The organism is Candidatus Tisiphia endosymbiont of Temnostethus pusillus, from assembly GCF_964264675.1.
Lineage (GTDB): Bacteria > Pseudomonadota > Alphaproteobacteria > Rickettsiales > Rickettsiaceae > Tisiphia.
The window spans coordinates 1,544,205-1,564,973 of the sequence record NZ_OZ183472.1; the positions used below are offsets into that span (position 1 = coordinate 1,544,205).

A 20,769-nucleotide genomic window follows, 5' to 3' on the forward strand; every position below is an offset into this window, starting at 1 on the left:
GGAAAAACAGCCTAGCACCTATTAGCGAAGAGCTGCTTTGCGACGACGAAGCAATTGTAAGTAAAAAGTATGATATAATAGATATTAAAGTCAATATAAATAATGATTTATATTGACTTATAAGGGGGTGTTACAGCGATAGTCTAATGAATGTGGATTGCCACGACACTCATGTGGTCTTGCTAATAGACGTCTTGTACTTTTCTACAATTTTTAAATGCTATATGTAAGGTGAATGGTTAATTATCATTTTCTTGCATTTTTTTATGATATAAAGCACCAAAATCAATCGGGTCAATCATCAATGGTTGGAAACCACCATCCTGAGTAACATCAGCAATAATTTTTCTAGCAAATGGGAAAATCATTGCTGGACAATGAATTGCTAGTATTATTTGGTGTTGATCTTCCTCTATATTAATTAAATTAAAAACACCAGCATATTTTAGGTCTACTATAAATAGTCTATGATTTTCACTCATTGCTTTAGCTTCTATACTTAATTCTACCTCATAAAAATTCTCTTCAGGTAAATTAGAAATATTGAGGTCTAGGAATAAGTCAATTTGTGGATTACGTTCCAAAGATACTAAAGATCTCGGAGCGTCTGGATTTTCAAAAGATAAATCCTTTATGTATTGTGCATTAACAGCGATATGAGGCATTTCTTTTTGGTTAGTATCTTTCATAATAATATAGTCCTTTACATTTTAAATTTTAAGTTATTGGAAGGGTAACACCTTTTTGTTTCATATATTTCCCATAACGATCAGCATAAGATATATTACAAGTTTGTTCACCTTTTAAAAACAAAAATTGACATGCTCCTTCATTAGCATAAATTCTTGCTGGCAGTGGGGTAGTATTGGAAAACTCTAATGTTACATGCCCTTCCCATTCCGGTTCTAACGGCGTTACGTTAACAATTATACCACATCTTGCATAGGTTGATTTACCAACACAGATAACTAGCACATCTCTTGGAATTTTAAAATACTCAATTGTTCTTGCTAAGGCAAAACTGTTTGGCGGAATAATACAAACATCAACCTCTCTGTCTACTAAACTATATTCATCAAAATTTTTTGGATCAACTATTGCCGAATTAATATTAGTAAATATTTTAAATTCCTTCGAGACTCTTGCATCATAACCGTATGAAGATAAACCATAAGAAATAATTCTCTCTGAATTATTCAATCTAACCTGCGTATCAGTAAAAGGTGCAATCATATCGTGTTCTATACACATTTTTCTTATCCAATTATCAGACATAATGGTCATATATAATTACACATACTATGTTTAAATTACCGAATATAAATGATATAGTTAAAAATTAAAAGTACTAAAACTTTAATTAGCAGCTTTAATTCAGGGCAGCCTCATTAAAATATTTATATATTCTTCTACTTTAACCTCAGTGCGATATAAGAATTATTAATTCTTATATCGATACTTGCTTTGTTATAAGGAAAAATGCACTCTTGAAGCGGTTCTACACCTGATTGTTTCTATATATAATACTGAATTCGATGTAACTTGTTACATCGAATTCAGGTTAATTTAAATAATTAGTTTCGCAAAACTGTAGGATATTCACGTATATACTCAAATGATTTGAAGAATTGGATTTGAAAATGAATGATGAGCATGCGAATCCATGATATTTTCAAAAAACAATTCGTAGGAGCAAAAGAGTATACTCGGATGATCTAAAGAATGGGAACAACAAACAAGGAAAGCTTTGCCAGCGTAGGATGACATCTAGACTACCGATACTAGAGTTAACAATAGCTGGCATATAAGGCAAATATCCATTCATTAGACCTCTTTCGAAACTCTACTTCTGCTGGTGATTTGGACAATGATGCGGTACTCGAATCCGTAACGGAATTAGAGTACGCTGCGGTTCGAGGTGAAGCGTCTCCTTCAAACCCCTCAGCATAAGCGAGTTTCGAAAGAGGTCTATTATAAGAACGACTAACTACTTTGTTTTTACTTCTACTTGAACAACTTTCTGAAGACCATTATCGAAATATAAGGATAAATCAAAATTATCACCAACTTTTAATATAGTTCTTAGATCCAAGAGCATAATATGCATACCACCCGGTTGTAAAATAGCACTACTTTTAGCTGGGATGACTAGCTTATCGAGTTTTACCATTTTACTAACCCCTTTTTCATCAACAAAACTTTTATGTAATTCAACCTTGTTAGCTATATCTGAAGAAACATTTACCAAATTGTAATCGAGGTCAGAGTCATTAAAAATCTCAAAATATATTGCAGAATTATTATTTTTGCTAACAGTAGCAGAAGGTCTTGCCCAAGCATTTAGTATTGTAACAGATGCAGTTAATGCAGTAGGAGCTGATGCTTCTAATGGTGCTACTGGATTGTTATTACTTGGCATGGTAGTTGCAAAACATATTGATAGACTAAAATATAAAGTAACAGCAATGAAGGTTACTATGTTCTTAAGTAGCATATTATTACCATAAATTAAATTAATTACACAATCGATTCACTTAATTATATAACATATTATACATACACTAAGTATATTTTGCAAAAAAATAATATATTTATAGTGTATAATGCTAACTTTGGCTTACTTTAACAAATTTTTGTTTAAAAGAATCCCAATGATAGTGAACATTTACTGTTTTAATTTCTGTAACTGTAATATCTCCATTAGGTAACTGTGCAACATCAAAGCCTTTTTGTATAGATTCAGTAATTAGAGTCGTTGATTGACAAATATACCTAACATTAAAAAAGGGATTATTATCAGTATCTAATGAGTTTGTAGTTTTCTTAGTTGGGGTATTCAAAATAGGTGCGTTTTTTTCTTTCATTCTAAACAACTTCAGATATTCTGTACGTTTTTATAACAGTTTAGTAATAAGGTGGCAAGAGTTTGTTGTTAGATTAATTTAGGTTATTTAGTCTAATTAGTTTTTTTTGTAATGAGGTGTGTGCTGTGTTAGAAGGTTTTGATTTTTCAAAGTCTGCAATAAGGTTATTTTTCTATTTTTTAAAGAAAAGAAGAATTAAACTAACTATTTTAGGGGTGTTATGCATAATACGGGGAATGGTACCAGCTATTGATAGTGTGTTGCTACAAAAAGTTATAAATTTGATTGAGTCTTTTTCTAATGAAACAGTTAAAGACCTACCTTCCTCCATGTTGTTTTGGGCAATAATATATGCATTTTGGTGGGTATGTGTAAATACTATGTGGCGAATTTATGATTATATTTATCTAAAAACCATGCCATATATCAAAGCTCAGATATTAGACGAAATGTATAATTACACTCAGTACCATAATCATAGATTTTTTCAAGAAAACCTTGCTGGTCATATTACCAATCGTATTACTGAAGGGGCTAGATCTTTTGAAATTGTTTTGTCTTTATTTGGAGAGAAAATTCTATACAAACTAGCTATAATTGTTTTTGCTCTTGGAACAATGTACTGGATACATCAAATATTTGCTACTATATTCCTTATACATATTTGTGTTTTTGTAGGGACTAGTGTTATCTGTTCAAGTACAATAAACAAATATTCAGTAAATTATGCACGAAGCAAATCAATAGTTGCCGGCAGTATTGTTGATGCAATTGCAAATATTGGTGCAATACGGATGTTTACTTCTCATAAATTTGAACGTCAGAATCTAGAAGTAAGGATAGATGATGCTGTAGTTAATGAACAAATTATGCAACTCTTTATGTTTAAGCTACGTATTGTACTAGGCATAGCTTGTTCTATAATGATTTTTATAATGGTTTATTATCTAGCTCAACTTCGTAGTCAAATGCAAATAACTATAGGAGATTGCGTGTTGATACTTACTTTATCTATAACGGTTAGTAGTGAAATTTGGGATCTAACTCAGGAAATAGGAGATATGTTTGAAGAATTTGGTTCTTTTAACCAAAGTGTATCATTAATGAAACCTCATATTATAGAAGATATTGAGAATGCCCATCTTCTAAAGGTTACAAAAGGTGAGATAATATTTAAAAATGTTAGTTTTAAATATTACCATAATAATAATTTATTTGAGAATAAATCCGTTACAATTTTGAGTCAACAAAGGGTCGGATTAGTAGGATTTTCTGGTTCAGGAAAAACAACTTTTATTAATCTTATTACACGGTTGCACGATATAGACCAAGGAGAAATTCTAATTGATGGGCAAAATATTAGATATGTAACTCAAGACTCTTTACGAGAAAATATTAGTATAATACCGCAAGAACCAATCCTATTTCATAGGACAGTCATGGATAATATTAGATATGGAAAAAAAGATGCTAGCTTAGAAGAGATAATAGAGGCAGCAAAACTAGCTCATATACATGAATTTATTGAGAGCCTAACAGAAGGATACCAAAGCTTATGTGGTGAAAGGGGTAATAACTTGTCAGGTGGTCAGAGGCAGAGAATAATAATAGCACGGGCAATATTAAAGAATGCTCCAATATTAATTCTTGATGAAGCAACAAGTAGTCTAGATAGTAAGACTGAGGAGTTGATACAAGATTCTCTATATTACTTAATGCAAAATAAAACTGTATTAGTTATAGCTCATAGATTATCAACTTTGTTGAATATGGATAGAATTTTGGTTTTTAATGAAGGTAGCATAGTTGAAGATGGACAACATGAGGAATTACTAAAAAACAGTAAATTGTACAAAAAACTATGGAAATCACAAGTAAAAGGCTTAATAATTTAAAGAAATTGCTGATTTTTTCACCTTATATACTCAGGTAGAACTTCAAGAATTGGCGTTCCCGCAACCAAAGATCGAAGCTGCCTAGTTACTCATGTACGCTACGCCGCTCGACTTTGCTACTGCTTAGCTCTTCTTGAAGTTATACTATCGTCTACCAACTCTTCATTTACGAGCAATATACGTAAGGTGAGTGATTATTTATTACATGACTTATAGTTCTCGTACCATTTCCGATTATGGCATACACTCAACTATTGATTACAATCTTTAAATTACTCTGCTAATTCATTTAAGATTTGGTATTGTAATACATTATTATTTTGTGTATCATAACTTGAGTTCGATGTAAGACATCGGTTTAATAGCCTAGGGTGACATCACCCCTAATGAGGATAATTACTTGAGCCTAGTATTAATTTGCTACATCGATACTTAAGGTTATCATAAGAAATATTTTTAATCACTTGAAACTGAAGGAATTTAAAATGCAAGTATTCGTTGGAAAAGCTGCACCGGATTTTACAGCTAAAGCTATTATGCCTGATAATAGTATAGAATCTGAATTTAATCTTAAAAATTATGCTAAGGGTCATAAAGTTGTATTGTTTTTTTATCCCCTAGATTTTACTTTTGTTTGTCCATCAGAAATTATAGCCTTTAATAATAGATTAGGAGAATTTACTGAAAGAAATACAAAGTTAATAGCAATAAGCGTTGACTCGCATTTTTCTCATTTGGCTTGGAAGAATACTCCTTACAATAAAGGTGGTGTTGGCAATATCCAAATTCCTATGGTGGCAGATCTTAATAAAAATGCCTCACATAGTTATAATGTACTTCATGATGATGGAATATCACTGCGTGGTACTTTTGTTATTGATGAAGAATTCATAGTACGCCATTTGTCAGTTAATGATTTGCCAATTGGTAGAAATATTGATGAAGTAATAAGACTGATAGATGCCCTAGACTATAATGCCAAGCATGGTGAAGTATGTCCAGCTGGGTGGCATAAAGGTGATGAAGGTATTACCCCATCACATAAAGGAGTAGCAGATTACTTAGCTTCCAATGCAGAAAAATTATAGTATATAGAGTAGGTTTGCCGGATCAGTAGATGTCATTGCTAGCTACGAACACCAATGTACCGTATACCGTAGCTAGAGATGACATCGAGATTACCATATATGACACGCATAGGTTTATGCAGGTTTCTACCGCTAGTTGTAGCTTTTAAACTTCTCTAGTTAGAAATTAATTGTTTTTTTACTTAGTGGGAGAAAATTTTGTTATATACTGCAAATATCATCTCAGAGACTCCAATTTGGGATAAGAATTGACAAATTCTTATCTCGAATTCGCGTAAGGGATAATTTATGTCAAAGTAAGCTTAAAGCCAAAGAAAGAGATTTGATGCTTAAGGAGCTATTTTTGGATACTAACCGAGTATCTTATACAAAAGAAACAATTGATATTCTAAGACTAATTAGGAGTGAAAATGTTGGTCCAAGGACTTTTTGGAGTTTAATAAAGATATTTGGTAGTAGTAGTACTGCTATTGAAAATATACAAGAATTCTCACTGCGAGGTGGACGCTCTAAACCAGTAAAGGTATTTTCACAAAGTGAGGCAAGTAAAGAACTTGAGCTTTTGGAAAAGAATAACGCCAAAATTATTACCTATAAGTCTTTAGAATATTCAAGGTTATTGTTAGAGATTTTTGATTGCCCGCCTATACTAAGTTATAAGGGCAATATCGGGTTATTATCACACGAAAGATGTTTAGCAATTGTTGGAGCAAGAAATGCTTCAGTAAATGGTCGTGCCTTTGCAGCTAGAATCGCTAAGGAATTGACAGACGCAGATTATATAATGGTTTCTGGACTTGCAAGAGGTATTGATACGGCAGTGCATCAAGTTAATATCTCTAAAACAATAGGAGTTATCGCTGGAGGAATTGATCATGTCTATCCCCTAGAAAATGTTAAATTATTCGAACAAATTCAGCAAGAGGGGTTAATAATTGCTGAATTACCAATAGGTTCAAAACCTCTTGGACAACATTTCCCACAACGTAATCGATTGATTTCTGGTATATCTCTTGGAACGGTAGTAATTGAGGCAAGCCTAAAATCTGGATCATTAATAACAGCAAGGTTTGCTTTAGAACAGAATAGAGAAGTATTCGCAGTGCCGGGATTTCCGTTAGATCCTAGGTGTCAGGGTACTAATAAACTTATCAAGGAAGGAGCATATATGGTGGAATCTACCCAAGATATAGTAACTAATCTACCACATTTTTCTAAGGTTGTCAGCAAATCTAAGGATGTGGCGAATGATTCAGCTGAGAATAACCAGTTTAAAGCGTTAGATATAAAATATGCTAATCCAATTACCAACGATATGCGTATGAAAGTTAAGGAGCTTTTATCTTCAACTCCTATAGATTTTGATTGTTTGCATCAAACGCAGCTACCTTTGCAGGTTATATATATGATAATACTGGAGCTAGAACTAGCTGGAAAAATAACTAGATATCCTGGCAACAAGATATCTTTAATTTATAAATAAATATGAAATTAGTAATAGTAGAATCGCCAGCAAAGGCGAAAACGATAAATAAATATCTAGATAATAGTTTTAAAGTTATTGCTTCGTTTGGGCATATTAGAGATTTACCATCTAAAAATGGTTCAGTTCTGCCAGATGAAGATTTTGCTATGAAATATGTTATATCAGATAAAGCAGAAAAATATGTTGAAGCAATAACTAAAGATGCTGCCAAGGCTGAAATGGTTTATCTAGCAACAGATCGAGACCGAGAAGGAGAATCAATTGCTTGGCATGTTGCAGAAATAATAAAAGAAAGAAACTTGGTTAAATCTAGTGATTTCTTTAAAAGAGTAGCATTTGATGAAGTTACAAAAAAAGCTATTTTACATGCAATTGAAAACCCAAGAAAGATTGATATTGATTTGGTTAATGCTCAGCAAGCAAGGAGGGCTTTAGACTATTTGGTAGGATTTACTTTATCGCCGATATTATGGCGTAAATTGCCAGGATGTAGATCAGCCGGAAGAGTCCAGTCTGTAGCACTGAGACTTATTTGCGAACGAGAAGACGAAATTGAACGTTTTAAATCGCAAGAATATTGGGATATTAGTCTTAATATTCTTAATAGTAATAATGAACCGTTTTTAGCAAGATTAACTCATGTTAATGGTAAGAAATTAGAGAAATTCTCAATTACTAATGAACTAGCTGCCAATGATCTAGTCGAGAAAATAAAACTAAAGAATTTTCATGTTGCCTCTATAGAAAAAAAACAGCAAAAACGTCAACCGCAACCACCTTTTATTACCTCTTCGCTGCAGCAAGAAGCTGCAAGAAAATTAGGGTTTACTGCTAAGAAGACTATGCAAATTGCCCAAAAACTTTACGAAGGTATGGATATAGGTAATGAAACTATAGGTTTGATCACTTATATGAGAACGGACGGGACAACTCTTGCTAGTGAAGCTGTTGAGCAAATACGTCAGTTGATAGATAAGAATTTTGGGGATAAATATCTGCCAGCTAGCCAGCGAGTTTATAAATCTAAAGCTAAAAATGCCCAAGAAGCTCACGAAGCGATTAGACCAACTGATATTACCCTGCTACCAGAAAAGTTAAAGGATAAACTAGATAAAGATTTTTACAAGCTTTATGACCTAATTTGGAAGAGGACGGTAGCTTGCCAAATGGAAAATGTTATTATTGATTTGGTAGTAGCTCAGCTTGATACAGTCAATTCAGGAGGATTTGATGCTAGGAACGATGGAGCGAAGCCTATAGATAATAGGCGAGCGACGAGTGACGACGTCACCAAATTCTCATCAATTGACTGTACAGAAGATAAAGAATTTACATGCAGAGCAAATGGCTCAATTATTGCGTTTGATGGTTTTTATAAAATTTATCAAGAAGGTCTAGATGATGAAACAGAAGAAGAAAATAGGCTTCTACCACCGCTAAAAGAAGGAGAGAAATTAATTACAGATTCAGTGAATCCAGCACAACATTTCACTGATCCGCCACCAAGATATTCTGAAGCTAGTTTAGTAAAGAGGCTTGAGGAACTTGGTATTGGTCGCCCGTCTACTTATGCTTCGATTATATCAGTGTTGCAAGATAGAAAATATGTAGTTGTTGAGAAAAAACGATTCTTTCCAGAGGAATTAGGGCGTTTAGTTACAACATTTTTAACAGGTTTTTTTAAGAAATATGTGGAATATGATTTCACAGCTGATCTTGAAAATGATTTAGATGAGGTGGCAGAAGGTAAAATAGAATGGAAGTCTTTACTAAAAAAATTCTGGGATGGGTTTAATAACAATGTAGAAGTAGTTAGTGGAAAGAAAATATCTGATATAATTATTTATGTTGAAGAAGCCTTAGATTATCACTTATTTGGAGAAAAGTCAGAAAGTAACAAGTCAAGAATTTGCCCATCCTGCTCTACAGGTCAATTAGATCTGAAGCTTGGTAAGTTTGGAGCATTCTTAGCTTGTAGTAATTACCCAGAATGTACTTTCAAAAAACAAATTACCTCTAAAAATAGTGATGATGTTACTACTACTATGGAAGAGAACAAACTATTAGGAGTAAATAAGGATGGTTTTGATGTTTTTCTAAAGAAAGGCCCATATGGTTTATATGTACAGACTAGTGAGCAAGTTGCCAAGGGTGAAAAGCCAAAGCGTGCATCATTGCCACCTTCTATTGCCCAAAATGATGTCACTCTTGCTTTAGCTATGAGGTTGCTTGAGTTACCGGCTAAATTATGTTTGCATCCTGAATCTCAACAAGAGATTATACTTGGTATAGGTAGATATGGTCCGTATCTTAAATATCTTGATAGGTTTATTTCAATACCAAAAAGATACGATCCTTTTACCATAACAACAGAGATCGCTGTAGAAATAATTGAAGCTAGTAATAATAAGTTAAAGAATAAACAAGAGAAAGATAATGGCAAGCAGGTAATAGTTGCAAAAAAAACTTCTAAAAAGAATGCTACAGCAAAAAAAACAACAAAAAAGAAAAAAGTACAATAAGCGGTTAAGATAAAATTATGGGAAGGGTTATCACAAGATTCGCACCATCACCAACAGGTATGCTGCATATAGGTAATAGTAGAACAGCTCTTATAAATTGGTTATATACTAGAAAGCATAATGGCATATTCATTTTAAGGTTTGATGATACCGATCTTGAACGTAGCAAGCAACAATATAAAAATGCTATTGAACAGGATTTGAAATTTCTAGGACTTAACTGGGATCAAACTTTTTGTCAATCTAATAGGCTTGATAGGTATGAGGCGATAAAAACATTATTATTACAAAAAAATAAATTATATCCTTGTTTTGAGACTCAGGAAGAGCTTGAATTAAAGCGTAAATTACAATTATCTAGAGGACTCCCTCCTATATATGATCGTGCAGCTTTGAATTTAACTCAACAACAAATAAACGATTACATTAGTCAAGGAAGAAAGCCACATTATCGATTCTTGGTATCGCATACTCCAATTATATGGCAAGATATGATTAAGGGTGAAGTTAAATATGATGGGAAAAATCTTGGTGATCCGATAGTTATCAGAGAAGATAATAGTATGACTTATATGCTTTGTTCAGTTATTGATGATATTGATTATTCGATTACCCATATTATTAGGGGCGAGGATCATGTAACTAATACGGCAATTCAGCTACAAATGTTTGAAGCCCTACAGGAAGAACTATACTCAAATCAAAAGAGTATACCGAATTTTGCTCATCTTGGTCTAATTATTAGCCGAGATGACAAAATATCTAAAAGAATAGGAGGATTTGAGATCGCTGCTCTAAGGGATGAAATTGGATTAGAACCAATGGCAATTAACAGTTTTTTTAGTTTAATTGGTTCGTCATCAAGTATTGTATCGTTTAAGAATTTAGATCAGCTAATAAAAGAGTTTGACATTAATAATTTTTCTAAAAGTCCAACAACTTATTTGCCGGAAGAATTAGAACGTCTGAATCATAAATTACTAATTAGCCTTAGTTTTGATGAAGTAAAAGATCGCTTAAGAGAGATTAAGGCTGAGCAAGTAACTGAACAGTTTTGGTTGGCAGTGAGAGCTAATTTGCAAAAATTATATGAAATAAAAGATTGGTGGAATATTTGTTACTCACCATCCAAAGTTGAAGGGTTAGATAAAGATTTTTTAAAACAGGCAGCTATATTGTTACCAGACGAACCAATAACCCTCGATAGCTGGAGCATATGGACTAAAAAAATTATGGTCGTTACTGATAAAAAAGGCAAGGAGGTATTTCTGCCTTTAAGACTTGCTATAACGGGAATGGCATCCGGACCGGAAATGTCAGTAATATTACCATTACTTCGCAGAGAGGAAATTATAAAAAGATTAAGTTGATTTTTGTGTTGATCTAAAAAAATAGCCTGAAAGGCTATTAATCCCCATTCGCGTCTCACCCTCGAGATAAATATGAGCAAAAATTATGCTTCAAAGTAGTATTATTATGCGATGTGTGGGATGAAAATTTACATTAGACTTCTTTCGAAACTCTACTTTTACTGGTGATTTGTACGTCAAGCCGGTACTCGAATCCTCATGTACATTCAAGTACGCTGCGGTTCAAGGTGAAGTGTCTCCTTCAAATCTTTCAGTATAAGCGAGTTTCGAAAGAAGTCTATTTTAGTTACTGGCTACATATTGTCATTTTGCAGATTTTGTCATTTGGGGCATAGTTAAATCAAATAAATTGAACAAACTTTACCCTAGACTATCAAACCGATGTCTTCTAACAAACTGTTCTAATAGTTTGTTTATATTTTTACATAATGCATAGCATTTTGTTTGCTGCTTACATAAAACTGAAATTAAAGTAAATTAGAGACCACCATGACCTCCTACCTTCCGAGTTTTAAAAGTAGTAACTGGCTTTTTGGATTCTTGCTTAATTTCAACAATTCTATCATTTAGGAATTTTTGTAAATTTACATCATCTTTAACATTAACATGTTCTCCTTTCCGTTGGTATCCCATTTTAGGAGATCCATTTATACTTTCTTTCCTCTGTGTTGTCATTACTCTAACCGGCCCTACATTCGCTTCTTCCTCTCCTCCAAGAGCAATTTGTTGAACTTTTTCCATCCTTTTATCCGATTCAACCCGTACCAATTCCTGTAATAGTTCTATCTTTTCTTGAGGAGTTGATAATTTGTCTAATTCTCCATTGATATGTTCTTTTTTTCCTGCAAGATCTTTTCCACGTAAATTTGCATATAAAGATTCTGCTAGTTTCGTAATATCCTTACTGATTTTCCGCACTGGAGGAAATAATAGAGATTGCCTAAGACTACTCACCGTCTTTTCTAAAGTGTCCTCAAAATGCTTTGGCATAGCTGGTTTGCTAGCTGTACGTACCATATCATCGTTTGTTGTTGATATAAAAGAGTGTCCCTGGACAAGATCAGATTCCTCAGAATGCTCTGCTGGCATAGTTGGTTTGCTAGCTGTATGTACCATATCATCGTTTATTGTTGATATAAAAGAGTGTCCCTGGACAAGATCAGATTCCTCAGAATGCTCTGCTGGCATAGCTGATTTGCTAGCTGTATGTACCATACTATCGTTTGTTGGGAATTGCATGAGATCAACTTCAGGAGTTTTAAGCTCTAATTTTACTTCTTCACTTTTGAGTTCATGAGGAGAGGAAACCACAGCTTCTTTTGTTCTACCCAACTCTTCAGTCTTCTGATGAGAAGTCATAATACGATCCACAGATGGTGTATCGATAGATTGTGAAATATCCACGCCATGTCCCTTGTTTTTGGCTACTTCTTGCATCATTGCTTTATATTTTTCTTGCGTTACTGGCAAGGTATAGATTTGTCCACCATGTTCTATATACCCAACTGCATCAGAACCAGTTCCATTAAACTTAACTGGACGTGGCGAGCTGACCTCGATTAGCTTACCATCATCATCATAGTGAGCCGTAAAATATACAGCCTTACTTGCAGCAATATTCCTGCCATGCTGATCCTTTACCGCTAGCGATAAATGCATTGGACCACCATCCTTAAGTTCTATCGGAAAATCTATCGTCCTATAATTTTTAATTTCTACTGTAGTACCATCACTTTTTTGCACTGTTTGAGGAGGATTTATTTGATGTGTTGCTTCTGTTAATGTAGAAATCTCGTTACCACTTGCATCTCGTACTATCTGCGTTTTAGTAGTAATACCATTCCCACTTTCTCCAGCTCCATCCTTCCATTCCATAGGACTAAATCTATCTGTAAACTGGGTATGAACATTTTTGTAACCGGCAATTTCTACTTGTTCTAAAGCTCTTTTTAACTCAGATCCTTTAAGAACTTCACTGATTTTCTCTTTGTTTTCTTCATTTTCACAGTACGCACGAAATTTAGTTAAATCTCCAACTTCTTCTAGTTCTACTATATTATTCTTTACTAGAGCTTCAACTATTAGCTCCCTCTGCTTGGTTAAGATTTGGTTTCTAATTGCCTTGGTTATAGGGTCAACATCTCGATCAGCAGCAGAAAAAGAAGGGGTGCGGATAGTGTCAAAAGAATAGTCTTCTAATGCTCTAAGATTTTCCTCAGCAATATCTTGCAACACAAAGACGTCCTGAGCAAGTTCTTCTTGAGCAGGTTCTGCTATTTTAGTAGAAGCAATGATTGTCTGCAACTTATCTTCATATCCTTGCCAATTATCAGGCATTTCCTCTTGCTGTATGGATTGTGCCAATTTGTCAGCTAGTTTCTCAAACACTATAGCTTTCTTCAATGCGAACTCATCTTGTTCAGTATTTTCCCCTATCTTTTCACATTCATCAACATTAGTCTTGATTGCTGCAGCCAAGCCGTCTAATACATCATTTATTACAACAACCTTGTTGCTTTTTTGTGGAATCGAAGGATCTAGCAAAACTCTATTTGGAATTTCAAGTAGATAGTCAAATAGAGAATTAATGACCTGATTTTTAACTAGACTATCTTCTCCATCACTGGCTACTTTCTTTCCAGCTTCATCTATTTCAATCATCAAATCTGTATAATAATCAAAAGATTCTCTAGGATTTTCTCCGTCACTCATTTTTACCACCCTATTCTTAAATTCTAGCTATATTTGATGCTAGATAATATTCTTCTTTAAAGCAACTAATTTGTTTTATTTTTAAGGCAACTTCCTTAAAAAGTAGAGTCCATCATTTTAATTATATCATAAATAATATTAGCACTAAGCATATACGCAATTATATCTTGACATTTTCTTTGCCTAGAGGCAAACTAAGCTTTAACAGGCAACAGTAATGGTAATTATGATCTTGATATTTATTTTAATGTTTTATGTTTTTACAATTAATAGGCATAGAGATAGTCAAAAGAGCTATAATTTCATCATACCATTATTTTATATTAATTTTTTAATAGCTAGTATCTATTTTTACTTACATGCTACTGACCACTTAAATATCTCTTTTTAATTTGTTATGAACCCAGTTTCAAGCCAACCTACAATTATATATATTGCTATTGCTATTTTATGCATAGTAACAAATGTCGTAGCCTTTATTTTCCAATTTTTTTATTATGAACTACCCTGCCCTTTATGTTTATTACAAAGATTCGGTTTTATTGCTATCGGACTTGGAGCACTACTTAGCATAATATATAATCCTTCTTGGAAATATGATATGATTATATTCATCTCTAGTGTTTATACGTTGATGGTAGGGCTTAGGCAGGTTTTGCTGCATATTTTACCCCATGATTTAGGATATGGTAATACTTTCCTTGGGTTACATTTTTATACATGGTCAGCAATAATTTCTTTTTCTTTAATCCTATTAATGTCTATAATTCCTATAATTAGCCTTATTCTAAGTAAATTTAGTATACTACAATTTTATCCTAGTTTTGTACCTACATTAATTGAGATTAGCTTGATAATTATCACTCTTGTTAATGTGTTTGCAACTTATTTTGAATGTGGTTTTGGCATGTGTCCTAGCGATCCTACAACTTACTTAGAATGGAAAAATTTACAGCAATTATTTGGTAGTAGTTAAGTAATTTTAACTTATTAGATCTATGTTTAAAAAAGATAACTATTCAAGCAGTTTAATTATATTATTATAACAGAACATCATGAAAATTTTTAATAATAACCAATAAATGGAGGATAAAATGCCAAAAAGTTTTGTAGAACAATTAAAAAAAGGGGCAGCAAAATTAGCAGATAAGGCAGAGAAAAAAGTGGAGCAATTTGTTAATGCTGTACCAAATGATGATGAGATAATAGACAAACTCCGAGATGGATTAAAAAAAGTTAACTCTAAAGTTGCTCAAGTAAGCCCAGAAAGTGCAAAAATCTTGCGGAAGATAGAAGGAAAAATAGGGGTTAAGCCAAATCCACAAAATCTTGCTGAAATAGTTGATGACTTAAATAATATCAAAGATAATTTTATGAAAGATATGAAAACCCCAAAAGTTATCACTCAATTCGGTGATTTTTTAAAATCTACTATTGCTTTAATCGGATCTATTGGTAAATCTGCAACAGAACGTGGAAAAGCATATGATAACTTTACCAAATCAGCAGAAGCTCTAGGTAAAGCGATTAGCAAAACATTCGAGGGGTCAAGAACACGTTGAGGATAAAATAATATTACCAAGGCAGATATTGATTCCCTGCGTGGGTTCATTAGTGTCCGGAGCTATCTTTATAGTTATAGTCAATTGATGAGAAGTTGGTGACGTTGTCACTCGTCGCTCGCCTATTACAAGGCGTCGCTCCATCGCTCCTAGCACCAAATCCTCCTGAATTGACTATAACCAAAGAAGATTTTTGCTATAATAAGAGAAGGGCTGTCACCCCTGCTTCAGTGCGGGGTCTAAAAAAGTCTAACAAACCATCTTGGTTTATTTTTTTAGATTCCCGCTTACGCGGGAATGACAGCTCTGTGTAGTAACTACAACTGTAGTAGCCTGAATTCAACGTAACAAGTTACATCAAATTCAGGTTATTAGGTCATACTAGATTATTTTTTAGTCTCATTTGTTATTTGTGACTTCGGTAACATTATTTTGATATCAGCTTTACTTTCAAGATCAGCAACATACTTTAATATAACATCTCTACTAAGTTGATTGGTTATACTAGCAATAGCTTCCTCCTTAGAAGGTATTTGTGCAGGTCTTTTATCAAGTACAGTAATTATATGCCAACCAAATTGGGTTTTAACTGGAGAAGAGATTTCATTTACTTTCATTGATAATGCTTTATCTTCAAATTCAGGCACTAGCTGTCCAGAAGTAATATAGCCTATTTCTCCACCATTTGCTTTAGACCCTTCATCTTTTGAGAAATCCTTAGCAAGCTTAGCAAATTTTTCCCCTTTTTTAAGTCTATTTTGTACATTTATTGCGTCTTTTTCATTTGCAACTAAAATATGACTTACTTTTACTTCCTCTTTTCCTTTTAGGCTAGCAACTAATTTATCATATTCAGCATTAATCATTTTCTCATCAACATGAGATTTTACATAACGCTCCATCAATTCTTGCTGAACCAATTGGTTTTTTACTATATTCAACTTAGATTGGAATTCTTTTGAAGATTCAATATTAGAATTCTTGGCTTCTTGATCAAGCAATTTTGCATCGATATAGCCCTTTACTAACATTTCCTGTATATTCGCGTCAAAATCAGTAAACTTTTTTCCTTTAGCACTTGGTTGGGTATCTAAAGAAGGTTGGAATTGTTGCATAACCTGCGATTCTTTTACTTCACCACCTTTATAAGTAGCAACAATTTTATCTTCATCAGCAAAAGCACTACTCGCAAGTAAACTAGCAGCTAAAAAAATTATAGTTGTTCTTTTCATTTGTTATCCATTATTATATATTGTTTATGACAGCTGGATTTTATAAGGATAACCCTTCTACGTCAACAGCTATTTACAATTTGTTTGATAAATATCATAAAATATCATATTTTACAGGATATTTACTAACCTCAATTCGATATAAGAATTGTTAATTCTTATATCGAATTGGCTTGTTATAAGGAAAAATGCATTCTTGAAGCGATTCTACGAATGCATTTTAAACCTTTCTAAAGCTAAAAACATGATTTTAATCTTTTAAAATCATGTTTTTAGCAAAATATTAATTTAACAATCAGATGCAGAGCCGTCTCAAATCTGATTGTTTCGATAATTTCACCGAATTTGGGATAAGAATTGACAAATTCTTATCCCAAATTCGCGTTATTTAAATCTAGGATATAAATGCTTTCTTTACTTAAAAAATTATTCGGCACAGCAAATGATAGAAGTATAAAAAAACTATCTTTAGAAATTGAAAAAATTAATTTGCTCGAGCCTTCAATACAAAAACTTTCTGATGATGATTTGAGAAATAAAACAGAGCAATTTAGGCAAAGATTAAAAGATGGTGAGTCATTAGATGACTTAACTTATGAAGCTTTTGCTGTTGTACGGGAAGCTTCAAAAAGAGTCTATGGGATGAGGCATTTTGATGTTCAGCTAATTGGTGGATTGATATTGCACCGTGGTATGATTACTGAAATGCGTACAGGAGAAGGAAAAACTTTAGTTGCCACATTACCTGCATATTTGAATGCTCTTACTGGTGAAGGGGTGCATGTTGTTACGGTAAATGATTATTTAGTAAAACGTGATTCTGAGTGGATGGGAAGAATTCATAATTTCCTAGGGTTATCTGTTGGTTGTATAGTTGCTAATATCAGTGATGATGATAGACGTAACGCTTATAGAGCAGATATTACTTATGCAACTAATAACGAGCTTGGATTTGACTTCCTCAGAGATAACATGAAATATAGTGAAGATTCTAAGGTACTTCGACCTTTTAAATTCGCTATTATTGATGAAGTTGACTCAATTTTAATTGATGAAGCAAGAACTCCGCTAATTATATCAGGTCCAGTAGACGATCGCTCGGATTTATACAGCACAATTGATAAATTAGTTCGTCAGTTTAAAGATGAAGATTACGAAAAAGATGAGAAATTACGGACAGTTAATCTTACTGAGAATGGTATAACTCATGTAGAATCAATGCTTGTAGCTAATAGTCTTATTGAAAAAGATTCAAGCCTTTACGATTTTGAAAATTTAAGTTTAGTTCATTATATCAATCAATCATTAAGGGCTCATATCCTCTTCAATCGTGATGTTGATTATTTAGTACGCGATGGAAAAGTTATGATTATTGATGAATTTACTGGACGCGTTATGGAAGGTAGACGGTATTCTGAAGGGTTACACCAGTCACTAGAGGCAAAAGAGCATGTACAAATTCAAAATGAGAATCAAACCTTAGCTTCTATTACTTTCCAAAACTATTTTAGGAATTATCCCAAATTATCAGGTATGACTGGTACAGCAATGACCGAAGCTGCAGAGCTAAAAGACATATACAATCTTGATGTTCTTGCTGTTCCTACCCATAATCCAATTACTAGAGTTGATTATGATGACGAGATTTATGGCAGTAAACAAGATAAATATGAAGCTATCCTAAAATTAATAAAAGAATGTCATGATCGTGGTCAACCTGTTTTGGTTGGAACGGTTAGTATAGAGAAGTCTGAAGAAATTTCTAACTTACTTACCAAAAATAAAATAACTCATAATGTTTTAAATGCAAAATTTCATCAGCAGGAAGCATTTATTATAGCTCAAGCTGGACGATTTAAGGCTGTGACTATTGCCACAAATATGGCAGGTCGTGGTACAGATATTATGCTTGGCGGTAACCCGGAAATGCTAATAGAACAACTATCTCTAAAGAACCTAGCAAAAGAGCAATATGAATTAGAAATAGTAAAAATAAAAGAGCAGATAGCTGAAGAGAAGCAGCGTGTAATAGAGGCTGGAGGATTATTTGTTATAGGTACTGAAAGGCATGAGAGTCGTAGGATAGATAACCAGTTACGAGGAAGAGCTGGTAGACAAGGTGATCCAGGCAATACAAAATTTTTCTTGTCTTTAGAAGATGATCTGATGCGTATTTTTGCCTCAGACCGTATCTCCGGAGTTTTAAGAACGTTAGGTTTAAAAGATGGTGAAGCAATCCATCACCCTATGATTAGTCGTTCACTTGAAAAAGCTCAACAGAAAGTTGAAGGACATAATTACGAAATACGTAAAAATTTATTACGTTTTGATGATGTTATGAATGATCAACGTAAGATAGTTTATGAACAGCGCAGTGACATCATTAAGTCAAAAGATGCACATGATTTTTTAACTAACATGACAAAAGAACTAGTGGGAAAAGTGGTATTAACTTTTATTCCACCTAGTTCTTATAGAGAAGACTGGGATATAAATGCTCTAACAGGAGAGTTGCAGCGTATTTTTGCTATAAAACTACAGCATGAATCTATAACAAAAGCTGATGTTACCGAAGTACAGGTGGTATCTAACGTTGTACAAATGGTAAATGATTTGTACCAAGCAAAAGAGGAAGCATATAGCGTTAACTTGATGAATGACGCAATTAAGTATATTTTACTAACAACTTTAGATCAAGTATGGAAAGATCACCTACATAATTTAGATCATTTACGACAAGGTATATCACTAAGGGCTTATGCCCAAAAAGATCCTCTTAACGAGTATAAAAGAGAAGCTTTCAATTTATTTGAACAAATGCTCGATAATTTGAAGGAATTATTTATCCAAAGAGTTTGTCATCTCCATATGGATACTAGCCATATTAAAAAAGAGTCAATGTCTTTGGAAAATAAAAAACTTCAAAAGACAATGCGAGAAACTAGGGAGGACCCAGCTTTTAATAAATATAATGCTGGTGTTAGTATTGAAACTCAACTTAAAACCATTAAAACTCAAGTCAATCCACAGGATAGAGTACAATCAGACCCATCAAGTTGGGGAAAAGTGGCTAGAAATGAGTTATGTCCCTGTGGTTCTAGCAAGAAATATAAATATTGTCACGGAAGTAATGAATAAGCAGTGCAATTTAATGATAGACAGTCAACTTGTGAGTTGCTTAGTAGCCACCCAGTTTCCACAATTTAGAGATTTGCCTGTTCAGCCGGTCGAACTCAGTGGTTGGGACAACAGAACATTTCGCTTGGGTAAGCACATGCTTGTACGCATGCCTAGTAGCGAGAGGTATGCAATACAGGTAGAAAAAGAGCAAAAGTGGTTGCCTAGATTGGCATCTTTGCTGCCACTTCCAATTCCACTGCCTGTAGCAATGGGAGAAGCTGGTGAGGGCTATCCATGGCGATGGTCCATTTACCGCTGGATTGAGGGCGAAACTGCTACATCTGCACACATAGCCGACCTAGGTGACTTCGCAACCAATCTCGCACAATTTCTTATCGCTCTGCAAAGCATTGATCCCACGGACGGACCTCTACCAGGCTTACATAACTTCTATCGTGGTGGACCTCTAACGATCTACGACACTGAGACACGACAAGCAATCTCTGCATTAAGTAACAAGATCGATATCAGCACTGCTACTAAAATTTGGGAAGAAGCTCTGACTACTACTTGGCAAGCTTCGCCAATATGGATTCATGGTGACATCAGCACCGGCAACCTGCTAGTACAAGAAGGAAAGTTGAGTGCTGTAATTGATTTTGGAGGGCTAGGGATCGGCGACCCAGCCTGTGATTTGGCGATTACTTGGACGTTATTTCAAGGAAGAAGTCGGGAAATCTTTCGGACAATGCTTCCATTAGACGCCGGCACTTGGAGTCGCGGTCGTGCATGGACATTATGGAAGGCCTTAATTATCGCAGCAGACCTCCCGGGTACAAATACTGCAGAAGTCACACAATCATGGCGTGTTATTGATGAAGTACTTACAGATTACAGGCATAACTAAACAATGTTATG

The 20,769-nt window shown here is 33.9% G+C and carries 15 protein-coding genes and 1 pseudogene; 10 read left to right on the top strand and 6 right to left on the bottom strand.

The window, feature by feature from the left end:
• Nucleotides 1-239 precede the first annotated feature (239 nt).
• From secB to ACFEL2_RS07065, 4 genes are all read right to left on the bottom strand, one after another.
• A complete protein-coding gene (secB, locus tag ACFEL2_RS07045) occupies nt 240-689 on the bottom strand; it encodes a protein-export chaperone SecB (RefSeq protein WP_341755936.1) in 450 nt (149 codons plus the stop codon).
• A 28-nt stretch (nt 690-717) separates the two neighbouring features.
• Nucleotides 718-1,284 (bottom strand): dCTP deaminase, encoded by a 567-nt coding sequence (dcd, locus tag ACFEL2_RS07050; RefSeq protein WP_341751713.1) that lies wholly within the window; start codon nt 1,282-1,284, stop codon nt 718-720.
• A gap of 703 nt (nt 1,285-1,987) precedes the next feature.
• Nucleotides 1,988-2,494 carry a copper chaperone PCu(A)C gene (locus ACFEL2_RS07060; RefSeq protein WP_375331881.1) on the bottom strand — a complete coding sequence of 169 codons (507 nt, stop codon included), beginning with the start codon at nt 2,492-2,494 and terminating at the stop codon, nt 1,988-1,990.
• Nucleotides 2,495-2,606: 112 nt separating this feature from the next.
• Entirely contained in the window at nt 2,607-2,864 is a 258-nt protein-coding gene (locus tag ACFEL2_RS07065; RefSeq protein WP_341755938.1) for a DUF2671 domain-containing protein, read from the bottom strand.
• Nucleotides 2,865-2,989: 125 nt separating this feature from the next.
• Here ACFEL2_RS07065 and ACFEL2_RS07070 point away from each other — a divergent pair, with 125 nt between their 5' ends.
• The 6 genes and pseudogenes from ACFEL2_RS07070 to gltX all read left to right on the top strand — a co-directional run bounded on the left by ACFEL2_RS07070 (nt 2,990) and on the right by gltX (nt 11,225).
• Nucleotides 2,990-4,759 (top strand): ABC transporter ATP-binding protein, encoded by a 1,770-nt coding sequence (locus tag ACFEL2_RS07070; protein ID WP_375331882.1) that lies wholly within the window; start codon nt 2,990-2,992, stop codon nt 4,757-4,759.
• A gap of 485 nt (nt 4,760-5,244) precedes the next feature.
• Entirely contained in the window at nt 5,245-5,847 is a 603-nt protein-coding gene (locus ACFEL2_RS07075; RefSeq protein WP_341747226.1) for a peroxiredoxin, read from the top strand.
• 343 nt (nt 5,848-6,190) lie between these two features.
• Nucleotides 6,191-7,330 carry a DNA-processing protein DprA gene (gene dprA / locus ACFEL2_RS07080; RefSeq protein WP_341755939.1) on the top strand — a complete coding sequence of 380 codons (1,140 nt, stop codon included), beginning with the start codon at nt 6,191-6,193 and terminating at the stop codon, nt 7,328-7,330.
• A 2-nt stretch (nt 7,331-7,332) separates the two neighbouring features.
• Nucleotides 7,333-9,336 (top strand): annotated as a pseudogene (gene topA / locus ACFEL2_RS07085) (type I DNA topoisomerase); the annotation flags it as partial.
• 6 nt (nt 9,337-9,342) lie between these two features.
• Nucleotides 9,343-9,855 carry a topoisomerase C-terminal repeat-containing protein gene (locus tag ACFEL2_RS07090; protein ID WP_375332397.1) on the top strand — a complete coding sequence of 171 codons (513 nt, stop codon included), beginning with the start codon at nt 9,343-9,345 and terminating at the stop codon, nt 9,853-9,855.
• Nucleotides 9,856-9,872: 17 nt separating this feature from the next.
• Nucleotides 9,873-11,225 (top strand): glutamate--tRNA ligase, encoded by a 1,353-nt coding sequence (gene gltX, locus ACFEL2_RS07095; RefSeq protein WP_375331883.1) that lies wholly within the window; start codon nt 9,873-9,875, stop codon nt 11,223-11,225.
• 477 nt (nt 11,226-11,702) lie between these two features.
• Here the strand turns inward: gltX and ACFEL2_RS07105 are convergent, their stop codons facing one another.
• Complete coding sequence (locus ACFEL2_RS07105) at nt 11,703-13,937, bottom strand: Sca4 family protein (protein ID WP_375331885.1); 2,235 nt, start codon at nt 13,935-13,937, stop codon at nt 11,703-11,705.
• Nucleotides 13,938-14,334: 397 nt separating this feature from the next.
• On the opposite strand from ACFEL2_RS07105, the gene ACFEL2_RS07110 reads away from it, so the two are divergent.
• Together ACFEL2_RS07110 and ACFEL2_RS07115 are read left to right on the top strand one after the other, a co-directional pair.
• Entirely contained in the window at nt 14,335-14,913 is a 579-nt protein-coding gene (locus tag ACFEL2_RS07110; RefSeq protein WP_341751705.1) for a disulfide bond formation protein B, read from the top strand.
• Between the two features lie 118 nt (nt 14,914-15,031).
• Nucleotides 15,032-15,499: a hypothetical protein gene (locus ACFEL2_RS07115; RefSeq protein WP_341755944.1), complete on the top strand. Its 468-nt coding sequence runs from the start codon at nt 15,032-15,034 to the stop codon at nt 15,497-15,499.
• 386 nt (nt 15,500-15,885) lie between these two features.
• On the opposite strand, the gene ACFEL2_RS07125 is transcribed toward ACFEL2_RS07115, so the two are convergent.
• Entirely contained in the window at nt 15,886-16,731 is an 846-nt protein-coding gene (locus ACFEL2_RS07125) for a peptidylprolyl isomerase (RefSeq protein ID WP_341751703.1), read from the bottom strand.
• Between the two features lie 405 nt (nt 16,732-17,136).
• Between ACFEL2_RS07125 and secA the strand changes: the two genes are divergently transcribed.
• The gene (secA, locus tag ACFEL2_RS07130) at nt 17,137-19,869 is read left to right on the top strand and encodes a preprotein translocase subunit SecA (protein ID WP_375331887.1); all 2,733 of its coding nucleotides are present in this window, start codon (nt 17,137-17,139) and stop codon (nt 19,867-19,869) included.
• 13 nt (nt 19,870-19,882) lie between these two features.
• The gene (locus ACFEL2_RS07135) at nt 19,883-20,758 is read left to right on the top strand and encodes an aminoglycoside phosphotransferase family protein (protein WP_375331888.1); all 876 of its coding nucleotides are present in this window, start codon (nt 19,883-19,885) and stop codon (nt 20,756-20,758) included.
• Nucleotides 20,759-20,769 lie beyond the last annotated feature (11 nt).

Coding starts and splice junctions, on each gene's coding strand:
- dcd (WP_341751713.1), bottom strand. CDS start 1,284: ATGACCATTATGTCTGATAATTGGATAAGAAAAATGTGTATAGAACAC.
- ACFEL2_RS07065 (WP_341755938.1), bottom strand. CDS start 2,864: ATGAAAGAAAAAAACGCACCTATTTTGAATACCCCAACTAAGAAAACT.
- ACFEL2_RS07075 (WP_341747226.1), top strand. CDS start 5,245: ATGCAAGTATTCGTTGGAAAAGCTGCACCGGATTTTACAGCTAAAGCT.
- ACFEL2_RS07125 (WP_341751703.1), bottom strand. CDS start 16,731: ATGAAAAGAACAACTATAATTTTTTTAGCTGCTAGTTTACTTGCGAGT.
- secA (WP_375331887.1), top strand. CDS start 17,137: ATGCTTTCTTTACTTAAAAAATTATTCGGCACAGCAAATGATAGAAGT.
- ACFEL2_RS07110 (WP_341751705.1), top strand. CDS start 14,335: ATGAACCCAGTTTCAAGCCAACCTACAATTATATATATTGCTATTGCT.
- ACFEL2_RS07060 (WP_375331881.1), bottom strand. CDS start 2,494: ATGCTACTTAAGAACATAGTAACCTTCATTGCTGTTACTTTATATTTT.
- ACFEL2_RS07105 (WP_375331885.1), bottom strand. CDS start 13,937: ATGAGTGACGGAGAAAATCCTAGAGAATCTTTTGATTATTATACAGAT.
- secB (WP_341755936.1), bottom strand. CDS start 689: ATGAAAGATACTAACCAAAAAGAAATGCCTCATATCGCTGTTAATGCA.
- ACFEL2_RS07135 (WP_375331888.1), top strand. CDS start 19,883: ATGATAGACAGTCAACTTGTGAGTTGCTTAGTAGCCACCCAGTTTCCA.
- ACFEL2_RS07115 (WP_341755944.1), top strand. CDS start 15,032: ATGCCAAAAAGTTTTGTAGAACAATTAAAAAAAGGGGCAGCAAAATTA.
- gltX (WP_375331883.1), top strand. CDS start 9,873: ATGGGAAGGGTTATCACAAGATTCGCACCATCACCAACAGGTATGCTG.